General features: G+C 47.4%; 20 protein-coding genes and 2 pseudogenes. 5 read left to right on the top strand and 17 right to left on the bottom strand.

From position 1 onward, the window contains the following. Nucleotides 1-17: 17 nt before the first annotated feature. The gene (locus C1H71_RS16575) at nucleotides 18-2588 is read left to right on the top strand and encodes a [protein-PII] uridylyltransferase (RefSeq protein WP_130107549.1); all 2571 of its coding nucleotides are present in this window, start codon (nucleotides 18-20) and stop codon (nucleotides 2586-2588) included. A gap of 114 nt (nucleotides 2589-2702) precedes the next feature. Here C1H71_RS16575 and hisC read toward each other — a convergent pair whose 3' ends face one another. From hisC to gyrA, 10 genes and pseudogenes are all read right to left on the bottom strand, one after another. Further along, nucleotides 2703-3803, bottom strand: coding sequence for a histidinol-phosphate transaminase (hisC, locus tag C1H71_RS16570; protein WP_130107548.1), 1101 nt, complete (start codon nucleotides 3801-3803; stop codon nucleotides 2703-2705). Between the two features lie 684 nt (nucleotides 3804-4487). Continuing rightward, nucleotides 4488-5482, bottom strand: a pseudogene (locus tag C1H71_RS16565) (IS3 family transposase); the annotation flags it as partial. 328 nt (nucleotides 5483-5810) lie between these two features. Continuing rightward, nucleotides 5811-6770 (bottom strand): YcjF family protein, encoded by a 960-nt coding sequence (locus C1H71_RS16560; RefSeq protein WP_130107547.1) that lies wholly within the window; start codon nucleotides 6768-6770, stop codon nucleotides 5811-5813. Nucleotides 6771-7197: 427 nt separating this feature from the next. Then, complete coding sequence (locus tag C1H71_RS16555; protein ID WP_130107546.1) at nucleotides 7198-7770, bottom strand: LOG family protein; 573 nt, start codon at nucleotides 7768-7770, stop codon at nucleotides 7198-7200. Nucleotides 7771-7895: 125 nt separating this feature from the next. Beyond that, a complete protein-coding gene (gene pheA, locus C1H71_RS16550) occupies nucleotides 7896-8969 on the bottom strand; it encodes a prephenate dehydratase (RefSeq protein ID WP_130107545.1) in 1074 nt (357 codons plus the stop codon). A gap of 27 nt (nucleotides 8970-8996) precedes the next feature. Then, entirely contained in the window at nucleotides 8997-9164 is a 168-nt protein-coding gene (locus C1H71_RS21605) for an excalibur calcium-binding domain-containing protein (RefSeq protein WP_374704461.1), read from the bottom strand. Between the two features lie 219 nt (nucleotides 9165-9383). Next, nucleotides 9384-10466, bottom strand: a complete 1083-nt coding sequence (gene serC, locus C1H71_RS16540; RefSeq protein WP_130107543.1) for a 3-phosphoserine/phosphohydroxythreonine transaminase — start codon at nucleotides 10464-10466, stop codon at nucleotides 9384-9386. Nucleotides 10467-10478: 12 nt separating this feature from the next. Next, the gene (locus C1H71_RS16535) at nucleotides 10479-10895 is read right to left on the bottom strand and encodes a PaaI family thioesterase (protein WP_130107542.1); all 417 of its coding nucleotides are present in this window, start codon (nucleotides 10893-10895) and stop codon (nucleotides 10479-10481) included. A 61-nt stretch (nucleotides 10896-10956) separates the two neighbouring features. Next, nucleotides 10957-11415 (bottom strand): PaaI family thioesterase, encoded by a 459-nt coding sequence (locus C1H71_RS16530; RefSeq protein WP_130107541.1) that lies wholly within the window; start codon nucleotides 11413-11415, stop codon nucleotides 10957-10959. An 81-nt stretch (nucleotides 11416-11496) separates the two neighbouring features. Further along, nucleotides 11497-14166: a DNA gyrase subunit A gene (gene gyrA / locus C1H71_RS16525; protein WP_130107540.1), complete on the bottom strand. Its 2670-nt coding sequence runs from the start codon at nucleotides 14164-14166 to the stop codon at nucleotides 11497-11499. A 347-nt stretch (nucleotides 14167-14513) separates the two neighbouring features. Here gyrA and C1H71_RS16520 point away from each other — a divergent pair, with 347 nt between their 5' ends. From C1H71_RS16520 to C1H71_RS16510, 3 genes are all read left to right on the top strand, one after another. Then, a complete protein-coding gene (locus C1H71_RS16520; protein ID WP_130107539.1) occupies nucleotides 14514-15203 on the top strand; it encodes an OmpA family protein in 690 nt (229 codons plus the stop codon). 71 nt (nucleotides 15204-15274) lie between these two features. After that, nucleotides 15275-15883 (top strand): outer membrane lipoprotein chaperone LolA, encoded by a 609-nt coding sequence (gene lolA, locus C1H71_RS16515; protein WP_130107538.1) that lies wholly within the window; start codon nucleotides 15275-15277, stop codon nucleotides 15881-15883. 135 nt (nucleotides 15884-16018) lie between these two features. Further along, nucleotides 16019-17335, top strand: coding sequence for a replication-associated recombination protein A (locus tag C1H71_RS16510; RefSeq protein ID WP_130107537.1), 1317 nt, complete (start codon nucleotides 16019-16021; stop codon nucleotides 17333-17335). Between the two features lie 86 nt (nucleotides 17336-17421). Here the strand turns inward: C1H71_RS16510 and C1H71_RS16505 are convergent, their stop codons facing one another. The 3 genes from C1H71_RS16505 to C1H71_RS16495 form a co-directional block, all read right to left on the bottom strand. Next, on the bottom strand, nucleotides 17422-17898 hold the full coding sequence (locus C1H71_RS16505) for a WbuC family cupin fold metalloprotein (RefSeq protein WP_130107536.1): 477 nt from the start codon (nucleotides 17896-17898) through the stop codon (nucleotides 17422-17424). Nucleotides 17899-17904: 6 nt separating this feature from the next. Next, on the bottom strand, nucleotides 17905-18132 hold the full coding sequence (locus C1H71_RS16500) for an RNA-binding S4 domain-containing protein (RefSeq protein WP_130107535.1): 228 nt from the start codon (nucleotides 18130-18132) through the stop codon (nucleotides 17905-17907). A 74-nt stretch (nucleotides 18133-18206) separates the two neighbouring features. Then, nucleotides 18207-18956 (bottom strand): fused MFS/spermidine synthase, encoded by a 750-nt coding sequence (locus C1H71_RS16495; RefSeq protein ID WP_130107534.1) that lies wholly within the window; start codon nucleotides 18954-18956, stop codon nucleotides 18207-18209. A gap of 5 nt (nucleotides 18957-18961) precedes the next feature. On the opposite strand from C1H71_RS16495, the pseudogene C1H71_RS21600 reads away from it, so the two are divergent. Further along, a pseudogene (locus C1H71_RS21600) lies at nucleotides 18962-19198 on the top strand (GIY-YIG nuclease family protein); the annotation flags it as partial. A gap of 46 nt (nucleotides 19199-19244) precedes the next feature. On the opposite strand, the gene C1H71_RS21595 reads toward C1H71_RS21600, so the two are convergent. From C1H71_RS21595 to C1H71_RS16475, 4 genes are all read right to left on the bottom strand, one after another. Beyond that, entirely contained in the window at nucleotides 19245-19583 is a 339-nt protein-coding gene (locus C1H71_RS21595) for a hypothetical protein (protein WP_262488481.1), read from the bottom strand. Nucleotides 19584-19881: 298 nt separating this feature from the next. After that, entirely contained in the window at nucleotides 19882-21084 is a 1203-nt protein-coding gene (locus C1H71_RS16485) for a tryptophan--tRNA ligase (RefSeq protein WP_130107532.1), read from the bottom strand. Between the two features lie 325 nt (nucleotides 21085-21409). Beyond that, on the bottom strand, nucleotides 21410-21919 hold the full coding sequence (locus C1H71_RS16480) for a site-2 protease family protein (protein ID WP_308418289.1): 510 nt from the start codon (nucleotides 21917-21919) through the stop codon (nucleotides 21410-21412). A 131-nt stretch (nucleotides 21920-22050) separates the two neighbouring features. Then, nucleotides 22051-22674, bottom strand: a complete 624-nt coding sequence (locus tag C1H71_RS16475) for an L-threonylcarbamoyladenylate synthase (RefSeq protein ID WP_130107531.1) — start codon at nucleotides 22672-22674, stop codon at nucleotides 22051-22053.

Here is a 22674-nt window from a genome sequence, read left to right as displayed (position 1 = left end):
TTATCTTTGGCTGAGTTATGCGTCCTGTCAGTGCCATCCGAGCTTCTTATGCTGCTGATAAAGCAGCCTTACATCAACGCTTTGATACCCCAAGCGAAGCCTTGCCTATCTTGGCGGAGCTGACGCAGCTAACTGATCGCACTTTAAGCGAGCTGTGGGGCAGGCATCAGTTTATTGATGAGGTGCTGCTGGTGGCCGTTGGAGGCTATGGCCGTGGAGAGTTGTTTCCCTACTCAGATGTAGATTTACTGATTTTATTACCCGATTTGCCCTCGCCTGCCCTTTTAGAAAAGCTGGAAATCTTTGTGGGCGAGCTGTGGGATATTGGCCTTGAAGTGGGCCACTCAGTGCGCACCACGGCCGATTGTATGCACGAGGCAGAAAAAGACATTACCGTGCAAACCACCATCCTAGAGGCGCGGCTATTGGTGGGAGATGCCGAGCGCTTTAGCGAATTTTATGCCACGGTGCATCGCTATATCGACACCAAAGAATTCTTTGAAGCAAAGCTATTAGAGCAGCAAGCGCGATATGGGCGCTTTCAAAACGCCACGTATAATCTTGAGCCTAATATTAAAGAAGCGCCGGGAGGATTACGCGATTTACATTTAATTGGCTGGATAGCCGCCAGCCAAGGCTTAGGCCGTGATTGGCATGCTTTAGCTACGCTAGAGATGCTAACGCCAGAAGAAATCAGCAAATTAGAAAATGCCGAAAGAGTATTACGAGCCTATCGTATCCAATTACATTGGCTAGCCAAGCGCCGCGAAGATCGCATCCTTTTTGATTACCAACACGCACTAGCAAGTAGTTTTAAATTTGAGGATGGCGAAAAAGGCTCGATTCGCCTCAGAGCCAGTGAAGCTTTAATGGCCACCTATTATCGTGCCGCCCGGATTATCAGCCAATTAGCACCGCTCTTAATTTCGGCATTGCGCGCGCGGATATTCTCGCAAATTGGCGTAGAGATTATTCCAATTAATGCGCACTTTCAATTACGTGGCGAGGCCATTGAAATCACCTCACCCGATGTATTCGAGCGCGCTCCTTCCACTATTTTAGAATTGTTTTGGCAATTAGAAAGCATACGCGATGCCAAAGAAATTAGCCCCGCCACGCTTAGGGCGCTATGGCACGCCCGATCTCTGATTGATGATGGATTCCGTAGCAACCCCATCAATAAACAATTTTTTATTGATATCTTTAGGCAACCGCGTGGTTTAACGCGGGTATTACGCCGAATGAATCAATACGGCGTATTAGGTCGATTTATTCCTGAATTTGGGCAAATTGTGGGCCGAATGCAGCATGATTTATTTCATGTTTACACGGTGGATGAGCATACCTTAATGGTATTACGCAATGTGCGGCGCTTTGCCGTAAATGCATTTACCCACGAATACCCAATGTGTTCCAGATTATTAGCCGAATTCGATAGGCCTGAGGTTTTATATCTCGCCGCGTTATTTCATGACATTGGCAAGGGCCGTGGCGGTGATCATTCTTTACTAGGGAAAGAGATTGCAGCCAAATGGTGCCAAAGCATGCCGCTTTCCGGCGAGGATAGCCAACTCATCACTTGGCTGGTTGAGCACCACCTCACGATGTCGTCCGTCGCTCAAAAACAAGATGTATATGACCCCGAAACCATTCAAGCGTTTGGGGCGTGTGTTGGGGATCAGCGTAAGCTAACGGCTATTTATTTGCTGACTGTTGCCGATATTCGTGGCACCAGCCCCAAGGTATGGAATGCATGGAAAGCCAAACTATTAGAAGACTTATTTAAAGCCACCCAACGGCTATTAAGTAGCCAGACCGCTCCAACGCGCTCTTGGCTAGAAGAGCGCCAAGATGAAGCATTGCGACTCATTCGTTTGCATGGCTTACGCCAAGATGCGCATGAAGATTTCTGGAAAGTACTCGATACCGTGTATTTCTTACGGCATGATGCAAAAGAAATTTCATGGCACACCCGTATGTTATTTTCTCGCGTTAACACCGCCAAGCCTATTGTACGGGCTAGGCTTTCAGAATCGGGCGAAGGCCTGCAAGTGATGGTGTATAGCGTGGATAAAAATGACTTATTTGCGCAAATTTGCAGCTTTTTTGAACGCGCAGGCTATACCATTTTTGATGCGCATATCCACACAACTCAAAACGGCTATGCGCTGGACAGCTTTTATATTTATATCCCAGATAATCGCGTGGATCACTACCGCGATTTAATCAGCTATATCGAGTTTGAGCTTAGCCAACAATTAGAAAAATCATTGCCGCTGCCCTGCGTGCATAAAACTCGTATTTCACGGCAATTAAAGCATTTCCCTATTCAACCCCATGTAATGATTAGAGCGGATGAGCGTGGCAAATACCATGTGCTATCAATTGCGGCTGGAGATAGAACCGGCTTGCTCTCCACCATTGCTCGCGTACTTGCCAATAGACATATTGAAATTCAATCAGCAAAAATCATGACGCTGGGCGAGCGAGCAGAAGATAATTTTTTGATTAGTGGCGAATTACTGAAAGATCAGCACGCATCGCGTGCTTTAGAGGCGGAGTTATTGCAGGCGATTAATACTTATTAACTGATGTTACACACCCATTATGAACAATCAATGGGTTAGGATTTTCTCAATCAGCTGCCGAGCGCATTCCACCTAAAGGCCTGCGTAACATCAGTTAATTATTGTGATGGTTGATTAATCGGCCAATGCTTTTTCCAGCACTTCAATAAAGCGGGCATTTTCTGCGGGCAATCCAATCGAAACACGCAGGGTGTTGGTCAGGCCGTATGGAGCGAGTGGGCGAATGATCACGCCGCGTTGCAGCATAAATAAATTAAGCGCTGCGGCATCGCCACAATGAAAGGCAATGAAATTGGCTTGGCTAGGAATAAAGCTCACACCCAAGCGCACAAAGGCCGCTGTTAATTGCGCCATACCTTCGCTATTTACGCGCAAGGTTTCTTTTAGGAATTCTTCATCATCCAGCGCAGCCGTAGCTGCGGCTTGCGCGATGCTGTTGACATTAAACGGCTGGCGTACGCGATTGATCATATCTGCCACCTCTGGCGAAGTCATCGCCATACCCACGCGTAAACCTGCTAGGCCAAAAGCTTTAGAAAAAGTACGCACCACTATCAGATTAGGGAAGTCTTTCAACCATTTGATTGAATCTGGGCGCTTTTCTGGGGTAAAGAATTCGGTGTAAGCCTCATCCAATACCACCAGCACATTTTTTGGGCAGTTTTGTAAAAACTCAAGCAAATCACCCGGCCTTGCCATGGTGCCGGTTGGATTATTAGGGTTGGCAATCCACACTACTTTGGTGCTTGGCACAATAGCCGCCAGCATGGCACTTAAATCATGACCATAGTCTAGTGCCTTCACTTGTATGCCTTGCGCCCCTACGGCTTGAGTCGCCAATGGATAAACCGCAAATGCATATTGCGAAAACACCGCAGAATCACCGGGGGCTAAAAAGGCATGCGCGATTAATTCCAATACATCATTGGAGCCATTACCCAACACAATTTGCTCTGCTTTTACATTATATTTTTGGCAAATTTTTCTTTTTAATTCAAAACCATTGCCATCAGGATAACGGGCTAATTCAGCCAATTCTTTTTCAATTGCAGCGCGAGTCTTACTACCCATGCCCAATGGATTTTCATTTGAAGCCAGCTTTACAATTTGCTCTGGATTTAAACCCACTTCACGGGCCAATTCAGAAACAGGCTTACCCGGCTGATACGGAGCAATCGAGCGAACGTAGTCTGGGGCCAAATCTTGCAAACTCATATGAATATCCTTGTGTAGGTGTAACAACTCAAAGCGCATTGAGCCTGAGATGATGAGAGATACTAGCCGAGATAAATCAGTAACTACAAATTGTTGATATCCGCAATGTTGCATTTATTAGGCTTCTGCCTAAGTTCTTATTTTGGCAAGCATTGTAAAACCCAAATAGCATAAATCCTAAGCATTTTATTTTGTAACGTATTTAACACCTAAATGATGAAGCTTTAAAGACTCGCATTGATATCTATATCTGTCGAGTTTCGGATAATCATGTCCCTATTCGTAGCTGGCCCTTGTTGCTTGCCAAAGACATCATCCATGATCTAATTCCGTCACTTTCGCCCAAGGCCTCCAACATGAGCAAGATCCACCCGCAAGCCCGTACAACGCCACGTGTTCGTGCTGAAATGCAGGCCTCACCTCTCCCTGCTAACGCCTTGGCAAGCCTATACAACACAACCAACGGAGCAAAACGCATAACCTGTCACACTGCCCACATCACTTACAAGCCACCATCACCCACCAATTCATTCATCCAGCGGCTTCACGGGCGGGGATTTACCGCTGCTTTAAACGTCATGGCGTCAATGATCTCAAGAACTTAATCCCCAAGGATGAGAATAAGCAAAAGGTCGTCAAGACGTTTGGTAATCCCCCATTTTTAAGCTCACTTAAAAGTAGAGGCTAGGCATGTAATGCCAGTTTTTGTTTCGGGGTGATGCCGCCCAATCCCATGTGCGGACGCTCGTTATTGTAAGTCCAAAGCCATTGCGTTGCGATTTCTTGTACTTCAGCAAGACTTTCAAAGTCATCGCAGGCCAGCCATTCATAACGCACAGTCCGATTATAACGCTCAATATATGCGTTTTGCTGTGGATTGCCAGGCTGAATATAAGCCAATTCAATCGATTGTTGCTCTGCCCAATTTTTCAGCAGATGGCTGATATATTCTGGGCCATTATCGGACCTGATTCGTTTTGGCTTGCCGCGCCATTCAATAATTTGATTCAGGCTGCGTATGACGCGCTCTGCTGGCAAAGAGAAATCGACTTCAATGCCCAATCCTTCCCGATTAAAATCATCAATCACATTAAATAAGCGAATACTGCGGCCATCGGCCAATTGATCGTGCATAAAATCCATCGACCACGTTTCATTTTTTGCCTCTGGCACAGCTAATGGCGCTGGGGTTTCACGATCTAAGCGTTTTTTAGGCTTAATCCGCAGATTTAATTCTAAATCGCAGTAAATCCTGTAGACCCGTTTATGATTCCAGTACTTTTTCTTTACGTTTCGCAGATGCAAAAAACAAAGGCCAAAGCCCCAGTTGCGATGCGTTTCCGTGAGTTGAACCAATGAGTCAGCGATTTGGGCATTTTCTGCATCCAGCTTACGAACATAGCGATAGCAAGTCGTACTAATCGCAAAGCTGGCGCAAGCTGCACGAATAGAAACGGCCTTGGTTTCAACGGCCCATTGAGCCATCTCACGACGCTGAGATGGCTTCACCACTTTTTTGACATGGCCTCCTTGATGATATCCGCTTGCATCTGGGCTTCGATATACATCTTTTTAAGGCGCTTATTTTCGTCCTCCAGCTCTTTCATCCGCGTCATCATCGAGACGTCCATGCCGCCAAACTTAGCGCGCCATTTGTAGAAAGAGGCAGAACTCATGCCGAGATCACAATCTCAAACAGAATCAGCGAATTGAGAAAGAGATTATTGCGTGAAAAACAATAGAAAATCTGCCCGTAGCAGGCTTCGAGCGCCCTACTGGTGACTCACTAGCAAAGATGTAGAAAGCATCATGCGAGTAATTTATCTCCCCGCACGCCAGCCCCCCCCAATGATGCTAAACCCTAGCTAAGAAATACAGACAGAAATGGACACCAAAGTTGGAGCCACACCCTTAGAAAAAAGATACAGGGGGTGTCCACTTTGGCCGAAGTGTAGCTGTAAAAGCTCAGATCTAGCCCAAACTTCTATCACTCCTTTAAGCTAATTCTTAAACACCGTTTTTGACCAATTTCATCACGGTTGCTGAATCCAAAGTGCGCGCTTGCTGCTCGATCTGCGGCAAATATTGGGTTTGCAATTGCTTAGCTGGGCCCAGTAGCTGGCTAAAGGTATCTTTCAACACTGCAGTTTCCATCTTGCGCCCACCGGCATAATAGCGCCGCGCCAATTGGCCAAGCGCGTAAGTGCTGGCAAACGAGAACGCAATCCCAGTTGCAGCACTACCCACCTTGCCCATCGTTTTACCGATATATTTACCTAGCAAACCGCCCAGCAACTTACGGCCAAATTGTTCGACATATTGTGATGTAAGCCCCACCCCAGCTGCAGCTAAAAATTCGCGAATATGCCCTTGATCCAACTCAACACCAAACGCCTTACCTACGCTGTGCACCAATTTCAATTGCAGCGGCACGATGGCCATCGTTGCCCATGATTGCGGCAACAACTCCAGCGCACCACACACAATCGCAAAACGCAACACCGATGCATCCAGCGCTTGCTGGGCCTGAGGCGACAAAGTTTGCAAATTCGACACAGCCATACTCGGCGCGGCCTTGGCACTAGATGGTGGCAGATCGTAGCCAAACCATGAATTGGCTTCTTGCTCAATGCTATTGGCAGCACTGCCCAGCGCCAGTACCGACTTCAACTCGGCCAAAAAAGCGACCTCGGCTTCTGTTTGACGCCCATCAGCATCTACCACGCACACTGCCATTTCAAACGCCAATTGCCGTTGTGACGCATCGCCCAATGCTGCCACCGCATCAGCCAAGGTATAGCGTTTCAGCAATACATCCTGATACAAGAGTGCCAGATCAACCTCACCGTCACCCAACGAAGCGGCAATCCCCTTTATTGCATCGCGCTCACGACTATCCTTGTCATCATCACAAAAAGCGGCAAGTAAAGTAATGGCAAGAATAGCCTGCTGTTCAATCTGGGTCATCGTCTTGATTCCGGATAAAAAATTTATGACCACGCAGCTTGATAGAGGTTCCGCATCGCGCGGATAAGCATATAGATAGAGACGTTTACGGTTTGACGCAATTAGCCGTTTTCGGAAAAAACAAACTGAACCAGATAAAAAATAGAAAACAGGCCACATGCGGCTTGTTCTCTATTTTTACAACCGTAGCTGCAGCCACGTCGCCCTTTCAACAGCACTAGCAGCCTGTCGGACTTAAGACTGATCTACTACGGAAAAGCCGGATTTGGCCATATTTCACGCATTTTCTCGTTGAATAGCCAGTGCCGAGGAGCATAACGCAGTGAGTGGCCATTTTCCGGCTCAGCGCAATGGCGAATGAAACGTCAACAAACACTAGAGCAGTGCCAGGCCAGATTTAAATCACTGCAAGCAAAACATCCGCAGCTTATGCCTTCCACCACTGCCCTTCGATTGATCCTGGCAATACGCTCAAAATATCCAGCAAGGCGGCCGGCGTGGTGGCGGACTGTAATTTGCGATATTCCGCCTCGGCCAAAAAGCCCGCTGCAACGGCCTCCTCCAAGAACTTTGCCAGTGAATCATAATAATTAGCCGTATTTAGCAAGCCTACCGGCTTGGCATGCAAACCAATTTGCGACCAAGTCAAAATTTCAAATAATTCATCCAGCGTGCCAAAACCACCTGGCATGGCGATAAAGCCACTGGCTAACTCAGCCATTTTGGCTTTTCGGCTATGCATAGAGTCCACGATGATTAACTCCGAGCAGGCTTCCAAAGCCAGCTCACGCACCACCATAAACTCCGGAATCACCCCTATCACCCGACCATTGGCGGCTAAACACGCCGTAGCCACTTCGCCCATCAGTCCAACGTGGCCGCCACCATAAACAAGGGTGATTTCGCGCTCGGCCAAAGCTATGCCTAAATTCCGAGCAGCCTCAGTAAATAGCGGTGATGTACCATGTTTGGCACCACAAAACACTGCAATTGAATTCATTCTGTTATTCCCCCTTTTGCTACAGAACGGATCTTTGCTCATCCACTCAGCACAGGCATCAAAAACATACCCCTCTGCAAAAAAAAAGCCGCTCCAATTAGGAGCGACATTGAACTGAACATCTTTTAAATAACGGCCACAGGGTAGGAGCCTAATACCTTTACAAAAGCGGCCACATCACTAAGCTCAGCCAGAGCAGCTTGCAATGGTGCGCCGCTAATGTGCCCTTCTACATCCACAAAGAACACGTATTCCCACAGACCTGCTCGGCTAGGGCGCGATTCAAATTTATCCATGGATACGCCGTTTCTAGCGAGAGGCTCAACCAAGGTATGCAAGGCACCTGGGCGATTAGGCGCGGAAATCACCAAGGAAGTTTTATCTCGGCCACTCGGGCCCACTTCCTGCATGCCCAGCACGAGGAAACGCGTGGTGTTGTTTGGCTCATCTTCGATATTTTGCGCAAGGCTTAGTAGCGCGTAGTTTTCTGCTGCGGCGTCCCCAGCAATTGCGGCAGATAATTCGTCTAAGCTTGCCAACCGAGCGGCTTCTGCATTACTAGCAACCGATACCCGCTGCACTTCAGCTGGCAGGTTTTTATTTAACCACTCATGGCATTGCGACAAGCTCTGAGCATGCGAATAAACGCGCAGCAAGCCCGCCTTTCCCTCTACCTTACGCAGCAAATGATGATGAATACGCAGCACTACTTCACCGCAAATTTTAAGCGGGGTATTCACCATTAAATCCAGCGTACGACCCACGGCACCTTCGGTAGAGTTTTCTACTGGAGCCACCACATAATCCGCTGTTTTTGCTTCAACCACGCGGAATGCTTCATCAATCGAGCTACACGCCATAGTGTGAGCCGCGTGGCCAAACTGCTTAATCGCCGCAGCTTGGCTGAATGTACCTTCCGGCCCCAAATAGGCGATGGTTAGCGGGCGCTCCAGCGCAAGACAGGCCGACATAATTTCGCGGAACAGCTTGGCCATGGTTTCGCCGCTTAATGGGCCTTTGTTTAAAGATTTTACCCGCGATAAAACCTGCGCTTCGCGTTCTGGGCGATACACAATACCACTGCCTTTAATCTCACCGATGCTGCGGGCATGATTAGCACGCTGATTTAATAGCTGAATAATTTGTTCGTCGATGCCATCAATGGCATCACGATGTTGGCTTAATTGTTCTTCACTCATTGACTTCTCAAATTTAAATAGGCTGTGTTAATGGCGGCAGAACGGCTCTTCACAAGGAGTGCCATCATGATCTCCGTCCATTTTTGTGCCTGGGCAGTTATTCAAAAAAAAGGTGGCTTCTTCGCAAGATGACATCTGTGAGCAATGTGTTCTGCCGTCACAACTATAACGGTTCACAGGCACAGGGGTGTTCATTGCAGAGACTGTGTCTGGCACTACTTCGGCATGATTGGACGTTAAGGCAAGGGGCTCATCTACTTGCCTTTGGTGCTTGGCATACCAATTCCAAGCACCAAAGGCAATAAGCAATGCACACAAAAACTTTATCATTGCTTAGACAGTCCTCATTTAATAAAAAACCAATTAATGATTACAGAAAAGGAAAACCCAATGCTTCACCCACCCTGCAAATCACTAACCATGACTTTTTGCAAATGTGCGCATGTATTCGCATAAAACGCGTACGCCTTCGATTGGCATTGCGTTATAAATGGAAGCACGCATCCCGCCAACTGAACGATGGCCTTTTAATTGCAATAAGCCAGCGGCCTTAGCGCCCGCTAAGAAATCATCGTCTAATTTTTCATTACGAATATTAAACGGCACATTCATGCGTGAGCGAAAAGGCTTATCCACGGGGCAGTGATAAAAACCATTCGATGCTTCGATCGTTTCATACAGCAAAGATGCTTTTTCAATATTTTTTTGCTCAACCGCCACTAGGCCGCCTTGATTTAATAGCCATTTAAACACTAGCCCTGCCACGTAGATACCAAATGTAGGTGGCGTGTTGTACATGGATTCGGCGTCGGCATGCACACTGTAATCCATCATGGTGGGGGTATTGGCACGGGATTTACCCAATAAATCTTCGCGAATAATGGCGATACAGAGACCAGATGGCCCTATGTTTTTTTGCGCACCGGCGTAAATTAAACCAAATTTAGAAACATCCATAGGGCGGGACAATATGGTTGACGACATATCGCAAATCAGTGGTACTTCGCTTTTGGGAATATCTGCAAATTCAACACCACCAATGGTTTCATTGGCGCAGTAGTGCAACAGGCTCGCTTCTTTAGAGCGCTGCCAAGTGGATTCGGCGGGCACATAGCTAAAGTTACGATCTTCGCTACTGGCAATCACATTCACTTTGGCAAAGCGCTTCATTTCTTTAATGGCTATTTTGGACCAGTGACCGGTATTAACCACATCAATCGTGCCGTTTTCGGGCAGCAAGTTCAGCGGGATCATGGAGAAATGCAGATGCGCCCCGCCTTGCAAAAATAATACTTTATAATTTTTAGGAATCCCCAGCAGCTTTCTAAGATCAGCCTCGGCCTCATGGATAATCTGGGTAAATTCTTTGCCTCGATGGCTCATTTCCATCACGCACATGCCCGAGCCATGCCAATCTGTTAGCTCTTGTTGTACGGTAAGCAATACTTCACGGGGCAAAACAGCGGGACCAGCAGAGAAGTTATAAATCTGAGTCATGGCATTTATCCCTTAGGCAAGTAGAAAATGGGCGCGGGCAACCGCAACGGGCTTACTACAATCATCCTGCCAAGCCGTCATCAACACATTAGCGACGCGCTTACCTTGGCGAATAATTTCACACTGGCCATAGAGCACTTCAGGCCGCCCTGTGCGTAAATAATCAATAGAAAAATCAATAATCTTTGGCACGCTTTGCACTTCAGAAGCCCACATTACGTGCAAGATAGCGGCATTTTCTAAAAAGCCCCCAATCACACCACCATGCAGCGCAGGCAAAATCGTATTGCCAATATTGTGGGCCTGAAATGGCAAGAAAAACAACGGCTGGCCATTTTCTTCTCGGCTTTGAATACCCAGCAATTTGGCATAGGGCACGGCATCAACCGCGATAAAAAGCGATGCAAAATCAGTAATAGGCGGGCTCATACGGCCACCTTGTGGGCTAATCGCCCATAAACGCCGTTAAACACGTCAAGCGCGATTAAATTCATGACGGCACCTCGCGTACAGAATTGCGCATAAAGGTACCCACGCTATAGGCGACTGGATCATTAATATCATCCTGATAAGCCGTGGCCCGAGTAAAGGCGATCTGCTTAGTGAGTTTATAGCACTCGGCAGTGCAGTAAATGGGGAAATCAGGCTTGGCTGGGCGCAAATAATCGAGGCGTAAATCCAAGGTGGCGATGGCTTCCAGCTCGGTCAGCATAGTGTAAATTGCCCCAGCACTGGTTGAATCCACCAAAGAAGTGACAACGCCACCGTGAATCACCCGCGTTGCGGGGTTGCCAATCAGCTCATCTTTAAACGGCAAGCAAACTGTCATGCTGCCGTAGTGTGCGTCACCAAACTTAAAGCCCAGCACTTGGCAATGCGGCAAGGTCATAAACCAGTCAGAGATTTGCTTAAATAATGCAGGTGATGCGATCGGCTTTTTTTCGCTCATTACTCATCCCTTAGTTTTAAAAGCATTCACACACAACACTGGCCTGTCATGCAGGCCAGTGTTGTGTTGCGATAAAAACAATTACTCGCTATCTGGAGCATCGCCCTCAGCAGCAGGTGCATCGTCTGTTGCAGCGGGGGTTTCTGTATCGGCTGCATCAACAGCAGCTACCTCTCCCTCTAGCAGCTCTTCATCACCTTCAAGATCATCATCTGAATCGGTTTCGCATACTTTCTCGAGACCAGACAAATGCTCGCCTTCATCCAGATTAATTAAGCGCACGCCTTGAGCAGCGCGGCCTGTTTCACGGATTTCAGCCACTTTGGTACGAATCAACACACCTCCCGTGGTGATCAGCATCACATCATCGCTATCTTCAACCAGCGTTGCGGCAACGAGCTTACCGTTACGATCGCCAGTATCAATGGCGATCACGCCCTGTGTACCACGGCTAGTTAGGCGGTAATCGCCAACCGGTGTGCGCTTGCCATAACCGTTTTCGGTTGCAGCCAGCACCTGCTGATCGTCGCGCTCGGCCACCAGCAAGGAGATCACTTTCTGTCCCTCTTGCAGCATCATGCCGCGCACGCCAGTTGCAGTACGGCCCATGGCACGCACGTCACCTTCGTGGAAGCGAACTGATTTACCTGCGTCAGAGAACATCATGATCTGGTCCCCACCATGCGTCAGCTCAACGCCAACTAGGTAGTCATCCATATCCAGACCACAAGCAATAATGCCCTTCTTCATTGGACGAGAGAAATGCACGAGTGAGGTCTTTTTCACCGTACCCATCGCTGTTGCCATAAAGACAAACTGATCTTCGGTGAATTCTTTAACCGGCAGAATCGCGCTGATTTTCTCGCCATCTTGCAGCGGCAAGAGGTTCACAATCGGCTTGCCACGGCTATTACGGCCGCCCTGTGGCACGTTGTAAACTTTCAACCAGTACACACGGCCATGCGATGAGAAGCACAAGACGTAATCATGGGTATTCGCCACAAACAGCTTGTCGATGAAATCGTCCTCCTTGGTCGCAGCGGCTTGTTTACCACGGCCACCACGGCGTTGTGAGCGATATTCATCGGCTGGCGTGGCTTTCATATAACCACTGTGCGTCAGCGTCACGACCATATCTTGCGGCGTAATCAAGTCTTCTAAGCTGAGATCTTCGCCGTAGGCAATGATTTCAGATTTACGCACGTCACCAAACATGGTTTTTACTTCGTTCAGCTCAGTCACGATAATCTCGGTAACACGTTCTTCACGCGCCAAGATATCGAGTAAATCGAGCACTTTTTCCATCACATCGCGGTATTCAGCCACGATCTTGTCTTGCTCAAGGCCAGTCAGGCGCTGCAAACGCAGCTCCAGAATAGCTTGCGTCTGCACATCAGATAGACGATAGCCATCGGTTAAGCTAAAGCCGAATTCCGCAGCCAAACCATCTGGACGCGATGCACTGACATCGGTGCGGCTGAGCATTTCTTCAACCAGTTCAGAGCGCCAAGTGCGGCTCATCAGGCTGATTTTTGCTTCTGCGGGTGTTGGTGCGGCTTTAATCAAGGCGATGATTTCATCGACATTAGATAAAGCAACCGCCAAACCTTCCAGAATATGCCCGCGCTCGCGTGCTTTTCGCAGCTCAAACACGGTACGCCGCGTGACCACTTCGCGGCGATGCCGCAGGAAGCATTCCAGCACTTGCTTGATATTCAACAGGCGTGGCTGGCCATCGACCAACGCCACCATATTGATACCAAAGCTGTCTTGCAGCTGAGTGTGTTTGTAGAGGTTATTCAGAATAACCTCAGCCACTTCGCTGCGTTTCAGCTCAATCACCACGCGCATACCGGATTTATCCGATTCATCGCGGATTTCGGTAATACCTTCGATGGTTTTTTCGCGTACCAGCTCGGCAATGCGTTCCAAGAGGCGCGCTTTATTGACCTGATACGGCAGCTCATCAACGATGATGGCTTGCTTATCGCGGCTCACATCTTCGAAGTGAGTGCGAGCGCGCATAATCACACGGCCACGGCCGGTGCGATAACCTTCACGCACACCGTGAATACCATAAATGATACCGGCCGTCGGAAAATCAGGAGCAGGGATAATGTCAATAATTTCATCAATGGTGAGCTCTGAATTAGCCAGCAAGGCTAGGCAAGCATCAACCACTTCGGTGAGATTATGCGGCGGAATATTGGTCGCCATCCCTACTGCGATCCCCGAAGAGCCATTAATCAATAGATTAGGCACACGAGTAGGCAGAACTGTGGGTTCGAGTTCTTTTTCGTCATAGTTTGGGGTGAAATCGACGGTTTCTTTGTCGATATCCGCCAACAACTCGGATGAAATTTTTTCTAAACGACACTCTGTATAACGATATGCAGCGGCAGAATCACCATCAATCGAGCCAAAGTTACCTTGGCCATCAATGAGTGGGTAGCGCAGGGAAAAGTCCTGCGCCATCCGCACGAGCGCCTCGTAGGCGGCGCTGTCGCCGTGCGGATGATACTTACCGAGCACGTCACCAATCACGCGGGCACACTTCACATAGGAGCGATTCCAGACGTTATTGCTTTCATGCATTGCAAACAGAATGCGGCGGTGTACCGGCTTTAAGCCATCACGAACATCGGGCAATGCGCGTCCCACGATTACACTCATCGCGTAATCGAGGTAAGAGCGGCGCATTTCCTCTTCGAGACTTACCGGGATTGTTTCTTTGGCAAAGTTTTCGAGCATTAGATAGGGGCCGGGGCGTCATGTAATACGCACCACGCGTTTTTGACCACGGTGGTGCCGTTGCAATGCCACAACACATTGGTTGCAGCACGCGCGTTCGATCATCAAGTGTACCACGAGGGCGTAGATGCTCCAATTGACCCCTTGCTTGAAGTGCCTCTCCACAACAAAATAGACACATTGCGGCAAAAATTACAGCCTTACTATTTGCCGCAAGCATTGTGAAACCATTAGAATGCAGCACGTGTATGGAAAAAAAGCCTTGACGGCTCCTCTCGCGAGGCTTATCCAGAACCTACAAGCAATATAAATATCAGCTTGCTAAACGATTTTCTAGGAGATTAAAAATGCTGTCGATCAAGCAATCCCTGACACGCCTTGCCGTTGTTACTGCCTTAGGTGCTATGAGCACAGCTGCATTTGCTGGCGTAGAAGCTTACACACAGAATGCAAACACCACAGGTGGTGTTGTTAAAAATGGTATCGGCGAATGCTGGCGTACAGGCACCTGGTCTAAAGAAGCCGCAAACGTTGAAGGTTGTGATGGCTACGTTAAACCAGCTGCTGTAAGTGCTCCAGTGGTTGTTGCTCCAGCTCCAGCTCCGGCTGTTGTTGCTGCTCCAATAATCAACACTAAGCATTTCACACTGAAATCAGACGTTCTGTTTGACTTCAACAAAGCAAGCCTGAAGCCAGCTGGTAAAGATGCTTTAGACAAGCTGTACGAAGAAGTTAAAGCAATGGATCCTAAAGACGGCCAAGCCGTTGTAATTGGTTACACTGACCGCATCGGTTCAGACAAATACAACCAACCGCTGTCCGAGAAACGTGCAAAATCAGTTGCTGATTACCTCGTTTCTAAGGGTGCTCCAGCGGGTCAAATCAAGTTTGAAGGCCGTGGCAAAGCAGAGCCAGTTACTGGCAACACATGCGGCAAAATCAAAAACCGCGCTAAACTGATCGAATGTCTGTCCCCAGATCGTCGCGTTGAAATCGACATCAAAGGTACAAAAGAAGTTATAACTCCAGCTAAGTAATCCTTAGCCACGGCAAAAAGCCCCGCCAGTGCGGGGCTTTTTTCTATTTACTTCAAGCATGGAGAAGCCCAATGCGTCAATTTGCTCTCACCTTATTGCTAACACTGACGAGTCAAATCGCCTTGGCCGACGCGACAAGCAGCCTTAAAGACTATCTAAACAACACCAAATCAATGCAAGCAAGCTTTAAACAAGTTGTGAGCGACAAGCAAGGCAAAACACAAACCAGCAGTGGTATCCTAGCCATCCAACGCCCAGGTTTATTTCGCTGGATGTCACAAAAACCATTTGAACAACTGCTACTTGCTGATGGCAAACAATTCTGGATTTACGATCCAGACCTAAAACAAGCCATTGTTAAAGACATTGGCAAAGCACTAGAAAGCAGCCCTGCAGCACTATTAGCGGGAAACAATCAATTTGAGCGCCTCTACACCCTCAGCACATTGCCAACTAAAGACAATATCGAATGGCTAGAAGCCAAGCCCAAAAAAGCAGACAATTCCTTTGATGTCATCAAGCTTGGCTTTAACCAAGGCCAGCTAGCGCAAATGGAACTACACGATCATTTTGGGCAAACTACCCGCATCTATTTTAGTGATATAAACATCAACCCCAAAATTGATGCCAATCAATTTCGCTTTACCCCTTCTAAAGATACCGATGTCATTCGTGAATAAGCACCAACATTCTTTTTTACCCATGAAATGTACATAAAGCACAAAAAAAGCTTCCTACTCGCAGAATTTTTTATGTGTTTGTGGGCAGAAATATAGGCTTGATATCAGTTAACCATCGCTAGGCGTGCCATCTCTGTGAGTGATTTATTTTCCAATCTTGGCAAAGGGCATATCCCACTTGCCGAGCAATTACGTCCAAAAACCATAGACGAAGTCGTTGGTCAAAAGCACCTACTGGCCGCTGGTAAGCCGCTGGCGGCTGCTATTCTTGGCGGCAAACTGCATTCGATGATTTTATGGGGCCCACCTGGCGTTGGTAAAACCACCCTCGCCCGCTTATTATCGGGTGCTTTTGATGTGGAATTTATTGCTCTATCGGCGGTATTCTCTGGCGTAAAAGATATCCGCGCAGCAATGGAAAAAGCCGAAAATCACCGCAGTATGGGGCGGCACACTCTGCTATTTGTAGATGAAGTACACCGCTTTAACAAAGCCCAACAGGACGCTTTCTTACCCTTTGTTGAATCTGGCCTCGTCACTTTTATTGGCGCAACCACTGAAAACCCTTCATTTGAAGTCAACTCCGCCCTGCTTTCCCGTGCTCAGGTATACGTTTTAAACGCGCTATCCGAGGCCGAGCTGACCGAACTGCTACTGCGGGCCTGTCGCGAGTGCTTGCCAGAGCTGACTTTTGAGCAATCAGCCATCGATACGCTCACCGGTTTTGCCGATGGTGATGCCAGACGCTTACTCAATTTAATTGAGCAATCTGCTACCGCAGCACTGGCCGCCAAGCGCGTACAAATTGATGCAACCTTTTTAAGTGACACACTCACCCTCAACGCTCGGCGTTTTGACAAGGGCGGCGACTCATTTTACGACCAAATTTCTGCTTTACATAAATCAGTGCGCGGCTCTAATCCTGATGGTGCACTGTACTGGCTGACCCGTATGCTAGATGGAGGCTGTGACGCGCGTTACTTATCAAGGCGCATTGTGCGTATGGCTTGGGAAGACATCGGCCTTGCCGACCCACGCGCCATGCAAATCTGTAACGATGCCGCCACAACGTTTGAACGTCTTGGCAGCCCAGAAGGCGAGCTAGCACTCGCGCAAGCCGTGATTTATCTCGCCATCGCCCCCAAATCCAATGCGGGATATATGGCCTATAAAAATGCCAAAGCACTGATTGCAGCAGATAAGAGCCGCGAAGTCCCCATACACCTACGCAACGCGCCCACCAAGCTAATGAAGGAGCTAGACTACGGCAAGCGCTACCGCTATGCACACGACGAGCCAGAAGCCTACGCTGCGGGGGAAAATTATTTACCGGAAGGTTTAGAAGACGTGCGCTTTTATGAGCCGACGCCACGGGGGCTAGAGGCTAAAATTGCAGAAAAACTTCGCCACCTTGCCGAGCTAGACGCAGCTTGGCTCAAACTAAACCAATAGCGTTTTCTGCCCATAAAAAAACAAGACCCTAAAGCATTGTTTTTTTATGGGCGTATCGCAACGCTCATCATCTGATACACCATGAATCACTTAAGCCTAAACTGATCGCCAACTTGCGCCGTGGCGTACCAAGCCAGTAATGTAGGAACAAGTTCCTCGCCATCGGCAGGGCTCCATGCGGCAAAGTCTTGTGCTGCAATCGGCATATATGGGCCGTGCTTCATTTCAAAAATAACCCCTCCCTGATCCAAAGACAATACTGCATGCCACACACCGGCAGGCGTTTCTAATACCGCCGCTTCTGTGCCTAAAACACAGCGATCAGTCACATAGCCTGCCTCATCAAAATGCAGCACTAAAAACCGTCCAGCCAAAGGATAGAGCAGCTCCCAAGTATGCGGATGGCGGTGCGGGCGCACCAAAGTATCTGGCTCCATCGCAATCGCAAGGCGCTGAATAGGGTCGGCCAGCTCAGCATGCATATTTAGATTGGCACGGCGCCGTGGCGAGGCCTGCGCTGCATCAGCAAGCTGGGAAATCTGAATGGGGGTAATTTGTTTCATCACACTTTACTCAGCAGCCACAACAACGCGAATCAAAATGGCATCACCCACCTGCACCACTTGTCCTGCACGAATTTTGCACGCCTTGCGCAATTCTTGTTGACCATCGACTTGCACATCGCCCGACGCAACAATCATCTTGCCCTGACCACCGGAGCTGGCAACATTAGTTATTTTGAGCAGATTATGCAGCTCGATAAATTCATTACTGAGTTCTACTTCAAATTCTTGCATTCTAAAATCTCTTATTTTAACGCCCAATTAAGGACTAAAATGATACCCGTTTCTTACTAAGCATTCTAAATACTTCACCCAACATAAACCAAGCCAGCACGCAAACGCCGTACAATACCCTGCAAATCCAGTGCGTGATCAGCCTCTAATTTAGAGGCGGCAAACAATAATTTAATCCAATTTATTTTATGATTTTCATCATTACTTGCAAATACAATCACGTTATAACTATTAAATGCACGGCAATACCATATACGGCCATTAAAGACACGCTTCAAGCGCTCCAAATAAATACTCAACTTAGCATCCGTGCCCCATAAATTAACCACTAATACACCTTGCTCTGAAAGTGCCATTCGGCAATGGTCATAATAAGATTCACTTGCTAGCTCAGCAGGTAGACCATCTTTATTATAAGCATCCAACATAATCACATCGGCACTCGCAGAGCCCTTAGCAAAGTGCTCAACCGCATCTGCCTGAATAATTTTAAATCGCTCATTATCTTTTGGGATAAAAAACTCATTACGCAACGCAATGACTTCGGGATTAATTTCTAGGGTAGTCACTTTACAACCAGGCAAATACCTATAGCAATATTTAGGCAAAGATCCACCGCCTAAGCCTACAATAAGCAAATGGGCAGGCTGAGCTTGAAACAATAAAAAGCCCATCATTGTTTGCGAATACCCCAATGCCAAGACATAGGGGTCATCGACATCCATTGCGCTTTGTATTGATTGCCCATCAAAATGCAAAGACTTAAGACCATTTTTTATCGTAACATACAGGTCTTTTTCTATAGTTTCAGAAATTACGGTCATTACCTATGCCTAAAGAATTGCCCACGCCGAATAAGCCATGGTTTGTATACCTGATCGAATGTCAGGATGATTCAATTTATACTGGAATCACCATTAATGTAAAAAAACGCTATGCCGCGCATGTCAACGGTAAAGGCGCGCGCTATACACGCATCCGCCCACCGCAAAAACTATTAGCCGTTATTGAATTTAAAGACCACGCAAGTGCTGCCAGCAGTGAATACACGATCAAACAATGGACTGCGACGCAAAAACGGGCATTTGCACTAAAGCATAGTGAAAATGAATTTATTGCGGCTCATCCTGCTCAACTCGCTCCCGAATATGTGCGGAGCGAGCCAGCAACATCAATAAGCCAGCTAAAACCATTAATGCCGGAATCGCCAGCTTTAAACCCAAGCCATGATAATCTTTAAGATACACGGCAAACCCAGTTGCAATAAGCATGGGAGCAGTTACAACGCTGGATTTATTAATCCCTTCAAAAGCCAGTACCGCTCCCCCCGCAGCAATCAAACCTAAAATAATTAAAGTACCCATTTGCGGCATCAGCTGTAGTTCATTCACAAGCCATCCCCCGCCAATTGCAATTAATACAATAGGGAATGCAGCACTACGTTGTTTCATAGCTTTACCTCTACGTTAATAATTTCGTCCACGTTACAAAACTCGCAAATAAATAAAAAGTTGCAATCACTCCATTGCATAGAGGACAAACATATAGGAATCAATATACCCAAGCGGCGTCACTTATCAACAAATTACAACTTTACATCACTAAACGTTGCCACCCAAACAAACGGTAAAAATGAGCAGGAGACACAATCAAGATAAAAAATATAAAACGAATCAAGCGCCTTCGCTAGGGTCTCTGATTTTTTACCTGCTTATCATTGTAATTTAGTAAGCCTAAGCGCTTGCAAACTTAACCATAAGACAATCCCATCGCTTCGCGCACATCTCGCATCGTGTCTCTAGCCATATCGCGAGCGACTTCACACCCATCGGCCACAATACTTTTAAGCAGTGTTGGGTCTTCAACATAAGGCTGGGCGCGTTCAAACATCGGCTTTTGCTCGGCAATAATACCTTCAATAACAGGCTGCTTACACTCAATACAGCCAATCCCTGCGCTTTTACAGCCCTCTACAACCCACTGCTGTACCGTTTGATTTGAGTACACCTGATGCAGTTTCCACACAGGGCAACGCTCTGGATTTCCCACATCGGCGCGGCGTGCACGCGCTGGATCGGTCGGCATTTGTCTGATTTTTTTGCCAACAGAATCCGCATCTTCACGTAAACCTATCGTATTACCATACGATTTAGACATTTTTTGCCCATCTAAACCAGGCATACGAGGAACGCTAGACAGCAGTGGCTGAGCCTCAGGCAAGATCATTTTGCCACCTCCCTCTAAGTAACCAAACAAGCGCTCTCTGTCGCCATAGCTTAGATTCTGGGTGTCTTGTAATAAAGCTCTTGCCGCCTCTAGTGCTTCAACATCGCCATCCTGCTGGTAGCGAGTGCGTAAATCATTGTAAAGCTTGCCTTTTTTACCGCCAATTTTTTTAATTGCAGCTTCAGCTTTTTCTGCAAAACCTACTTCTTTACCAAAGACATGGTTAAAACGCCGTGCAATTTCACGTGTTAATTCAATGTGTGGCACTTGGTCATCGCCCACCGGCACTAAATTACTACGATATAACAAGATATCTGCCGCCTGCAGCAGCGGATAACCCAAAAAGCCATAGGTATCCAAATCTTTATGGCTTAGTTTCTCAAGCTGATCTTTATAACTGGGCGCCCGCTCTAGCCAAGAGAGCGGTGTAATCATAGAAAGCAACAAATGGAGCTCCGCGTGTTCTGGAACGCGGCTTTGGATAAAGAGCGTTGCCTGTGCAGGATCTATTCCCGCAGCAATCCAATCAATCACCATATCCCAAACGCTTTTTTCTATCTCATTCACGTTATCGTAATTAGTCGTCAGCGCATGCCAATCGGCCACCATAAACAAGCAAGGATGTTCACTCTGCAGCTGCACCCAGTTCTTGAGCACACCATGATAATGCCCAAGATGTAGCTTGCCAGTGGGGCGCATGCCAGAGAGAACTCGATCGGGGAACATCGCAAATCCTATAGAGAGAAAAAACAAATAATAACAAGTTGCCTATCGGGCTTAGGCAACCGTCGTGAAAAAATCGGCCCAAGACAGATTTCATGCATTTTGGAAGCGAATAGCGAGCTATTACATGAGAAAACACATGGGATATGATCGAATCCGACATTTTGCAATAAGCCAGCCCTATATCCAACAGACGGCTAAACAATAAAATGAACTACGCGATAAGCCAGAGCAATAAATGGAGCCATGATACCGCTTAGTAACCCTGTTGCTAACAAGCCTATTAAAACAAACATACCATAAGGCTCAACGAGCGCTAGTTTTGCGGCTAAATGATTAGGCAAGAGTGATAGCAATATACGCCCCCATCTAGCGGGGGGATGGGAATAAGATTAAGCACCATCAGCACCACATTAATGCTGATCCCCGCTTGGGCCATATACGCCAAAGGCAATTGAAACGAGTTGCCGTCTAAACCTTCAGCCAATTTAAACAGTAACCCCCAAATAATGGCCATTATAAAGTTAGAAGCAGGTCCCGCCGCAGCCACCCACAACATATCGCGCTTAGGGTTATTTAAGCGGCTAAAATCAACCGGCACAGGCTTGGCCCAGCCAAATAAAAAACCACCAGGCAGAATCAGAAAAATAAGCGGTAATAAAATAGTGCCAATAGGATCAATATGCTTTAAGGGATTGAATGTCACCCGCCCCAATAGATAGGCCGTTGGATCGCCCAATTTTTTAGCAACAAAAGCATGGGCTGCTTCATGTGCAGTAATCGCAAATAATACCGGCAACGCCCAAATAGCAATTTTTTGAATCAGGTTGAATTCCATGTAAATCCTTAGCAAAAAGTAGGGGGGCAAAAAAAGCTCAGTACGGCACGCTGGCAGTGCCATCTAACAGCCTGTCAAACCTCGCATAAATCACGAGTAAAAAATTGCAACAAGACTAAAACACGCCCAGCCTACAGGCCCAAAGGCGCTAGACTCCCCTTACCTTTCCGCAGCAATTCGGCACCTTCACCGGATAAATCCACCACCGTTGTCGGCTCCATGCCGCAATAACCACCTTCAATCACCAAATCAACATCATGCTCCAAGCGATCACGAATCTCCCATGCATCCGTCAGTGCCTCATCATCCCCTGGCAAAATTAGCGTAGAAGATAAAATCGGCTCGCCCAACTCTTCTAGCATTGCCAAAGCAATGGGATGATCTGGTACACGCAAGCCGATAGTGGATTTTTTAGGGTGCCATACACGGCGCGGCACTTCTTTGCTGGCTTCTAAGATAAAAGTATAGCTACCCGGCGTGGTAGCTTTCAAAATGCGGTAAACCCGATTATCGACTTTAGCATAGGTGCCAATTTGCGATAAATCGCTGCAAACCAAGGTGAAATGGTGTTTATCATCCAACTGACGAATGCGCCTAACCCGCTCTAAAGCGTCTTTTGAATCTAACTTACAGCCAATGGCATAACAGGAGTCTGTGGGATAAACCACTACTCCACCCTTGCGGATAATATCAACGGCTTGCTTGATTAAACGGGCTTGCGGGTTTTCTGCATGAATAGAAAAAAACTGAGACAT

The sequence above is a fragment of the Iodobacter fluviatilis genome, assembly GCF_004194535.1.
In the GTDB taxonomy this organism is placed as follows: domain Bacteria; phylum Pseudomonadota; class Gammaproteobacteria; order Burkholderiales; family Chitinibacteraceae; genus Iodobacter; species Iodobacter fluviatilis_A.
The sequence above is the reverse complement of the archived record's forward strand: the minus strand, read 5'-3'. Positions and strand labels throughout refer to the sequence as shown.

What these genes read in the sequence shown, in the direction of transcription:
- C1H71_RS16575 (WP_130107549.1), top strand. Translation starts at nt 18, where the DNA reads ATGCGTCCTGTCAGTGCCATCCGAGCTTCTTATGCTGCTGATAAAGCA.
- gyrA (WP_130107540.1), bottom strand. Translation starts at nt 14,166, where the DNA reads ATGCTCGAAAACTTTGCCAAAGAAACAATCCCGGTAAGTCTCGAAGAG.
- pheA (WP_130107545.1), bottom strand. Translation starts at nt 8,969, where the DNA reads ATGAGTGAAGAACAATTAAGCCAACATCGTGATGCCATTGATGGCATC.
- C1H71_RS16530 (WP_130107541.1), bottom strand. Translation starts at nt 11,415, where the DNA reads ATGAGCGAAAAAAAGCCGATCGCATCACCTGCATTATTTAAGCAAATC.
- C1H71_RS16500 (WP_130107535.1), bottom strand. Translation starts at nt 18,132, where the DNA reads ATGCAAGAATTTGAAGTAGAACTCAGTAATGAATTTATCGAGCTGCAT.
- C1H71_RS16495 (WP_130107534.1), bottom strand. Translation starts at nt 18,956, where the DNA reads ATGACCGTAATTTCTGAAACTATAGAAAAAGACCTGTATGTTACGATA.
- C1H71_RS16485 (WP_130107532.1), bottom strand. Translation starts at nt 21,084, where the DNA reads ATGTTCCCCGATCGAGTTCTCTCTGGCATGCGCCCCACTGGCAAGCTA.
- C1H71_RS16555 (WP_130107546.1), bottom strand. Translation starts at nt 7,770, where the DNA reads ATGAATTCAATTGCAGTGTTTTGTGGTGCCAAACATGGTACATCACCG.
- C1H71_RS16475 (WP_130107531.1), bottom strand. Translation starts at nt 22,674, where the DNA reads ATGTCTCAGTTTTTTTCTATTCATGCAGAAAACCCGCAAGCCCGTTTA.
- C1H71_RS16560 (WP_130107547.1), bottom strand. Translation starts at nt 6,770, where the DNA reads ATGACCCAGATTGAACAGCAGGCTATTCTTGCCATTACTTTACTTGCC.
- serC (WP_130107543.1), bottom strand. Translation starts at nt 10,466, where the DNA reads ATGACTCAGATTTATAACTTCTCTGCTGGTCCCGCTGTTTTGCCCCGT.
- lolA (WP_130107538.1), top strand. Translation starts at nt 15,275, where the DNA reads ATGCGTCAATTTGCTCTCACCTTATTGCTAACACTGACGAGTCAAATC.
- hisC (WP_130107548.1), bottom strand. Translation starts at nt 3,803, where the DNA reads ATGAGTTTGCAAGATTTGGCCCCAGACTACGTTCGCTCGATTGCTCCG.
- C1H71_RS16520 (WP_130107539.1), top strand. Translation starts at nt 14,514, where the DNA reads ATGCTGTCGATCAAGCAATCCCTGACACGCCTTGCCGTTGTTACTGCC.
- C1H71_RS16505 (WP_130107536.1), bottom strand. Translation starts at nt 17,898, where the DNA reads ATGAAACAAATTACCCCCATTCAGATTTCCCAGCTTGCTGATGCAGCG.
- C1H71_RS21595 (WP_262488481.1), bottom strand. Translation starts at nt 19,583, where the DNA reads ATGAAACAACGTAGTGCTGCATTCCCTATTGTATTAATTGCAATTGGC.
- C1H71_RS21605 (WP_374704461.1), bottom strand. Translation starts at nt 9,164, where the DNA reads ATGAACACCCCTGTGCCTGTGAACCGTTATAGTTGTGACGGCAGAACA.
- C1H71_RS16535 (WP_130107542.1), bottom strand. Translation starts at nt 10,895, where the DNA reads ATGAGCCCGCCTATTACTGATTTTGCATCGCTTTTTATCGCGGTTGAT.
- C1H71_RS16480 (WP_308418289.1), bottom strand. Translation starts at nt 21,919, where the DNA reads ATGGAATTCAACCTGATTCAAAAAATTGCTATTTGGGCGTTGCCGGTA.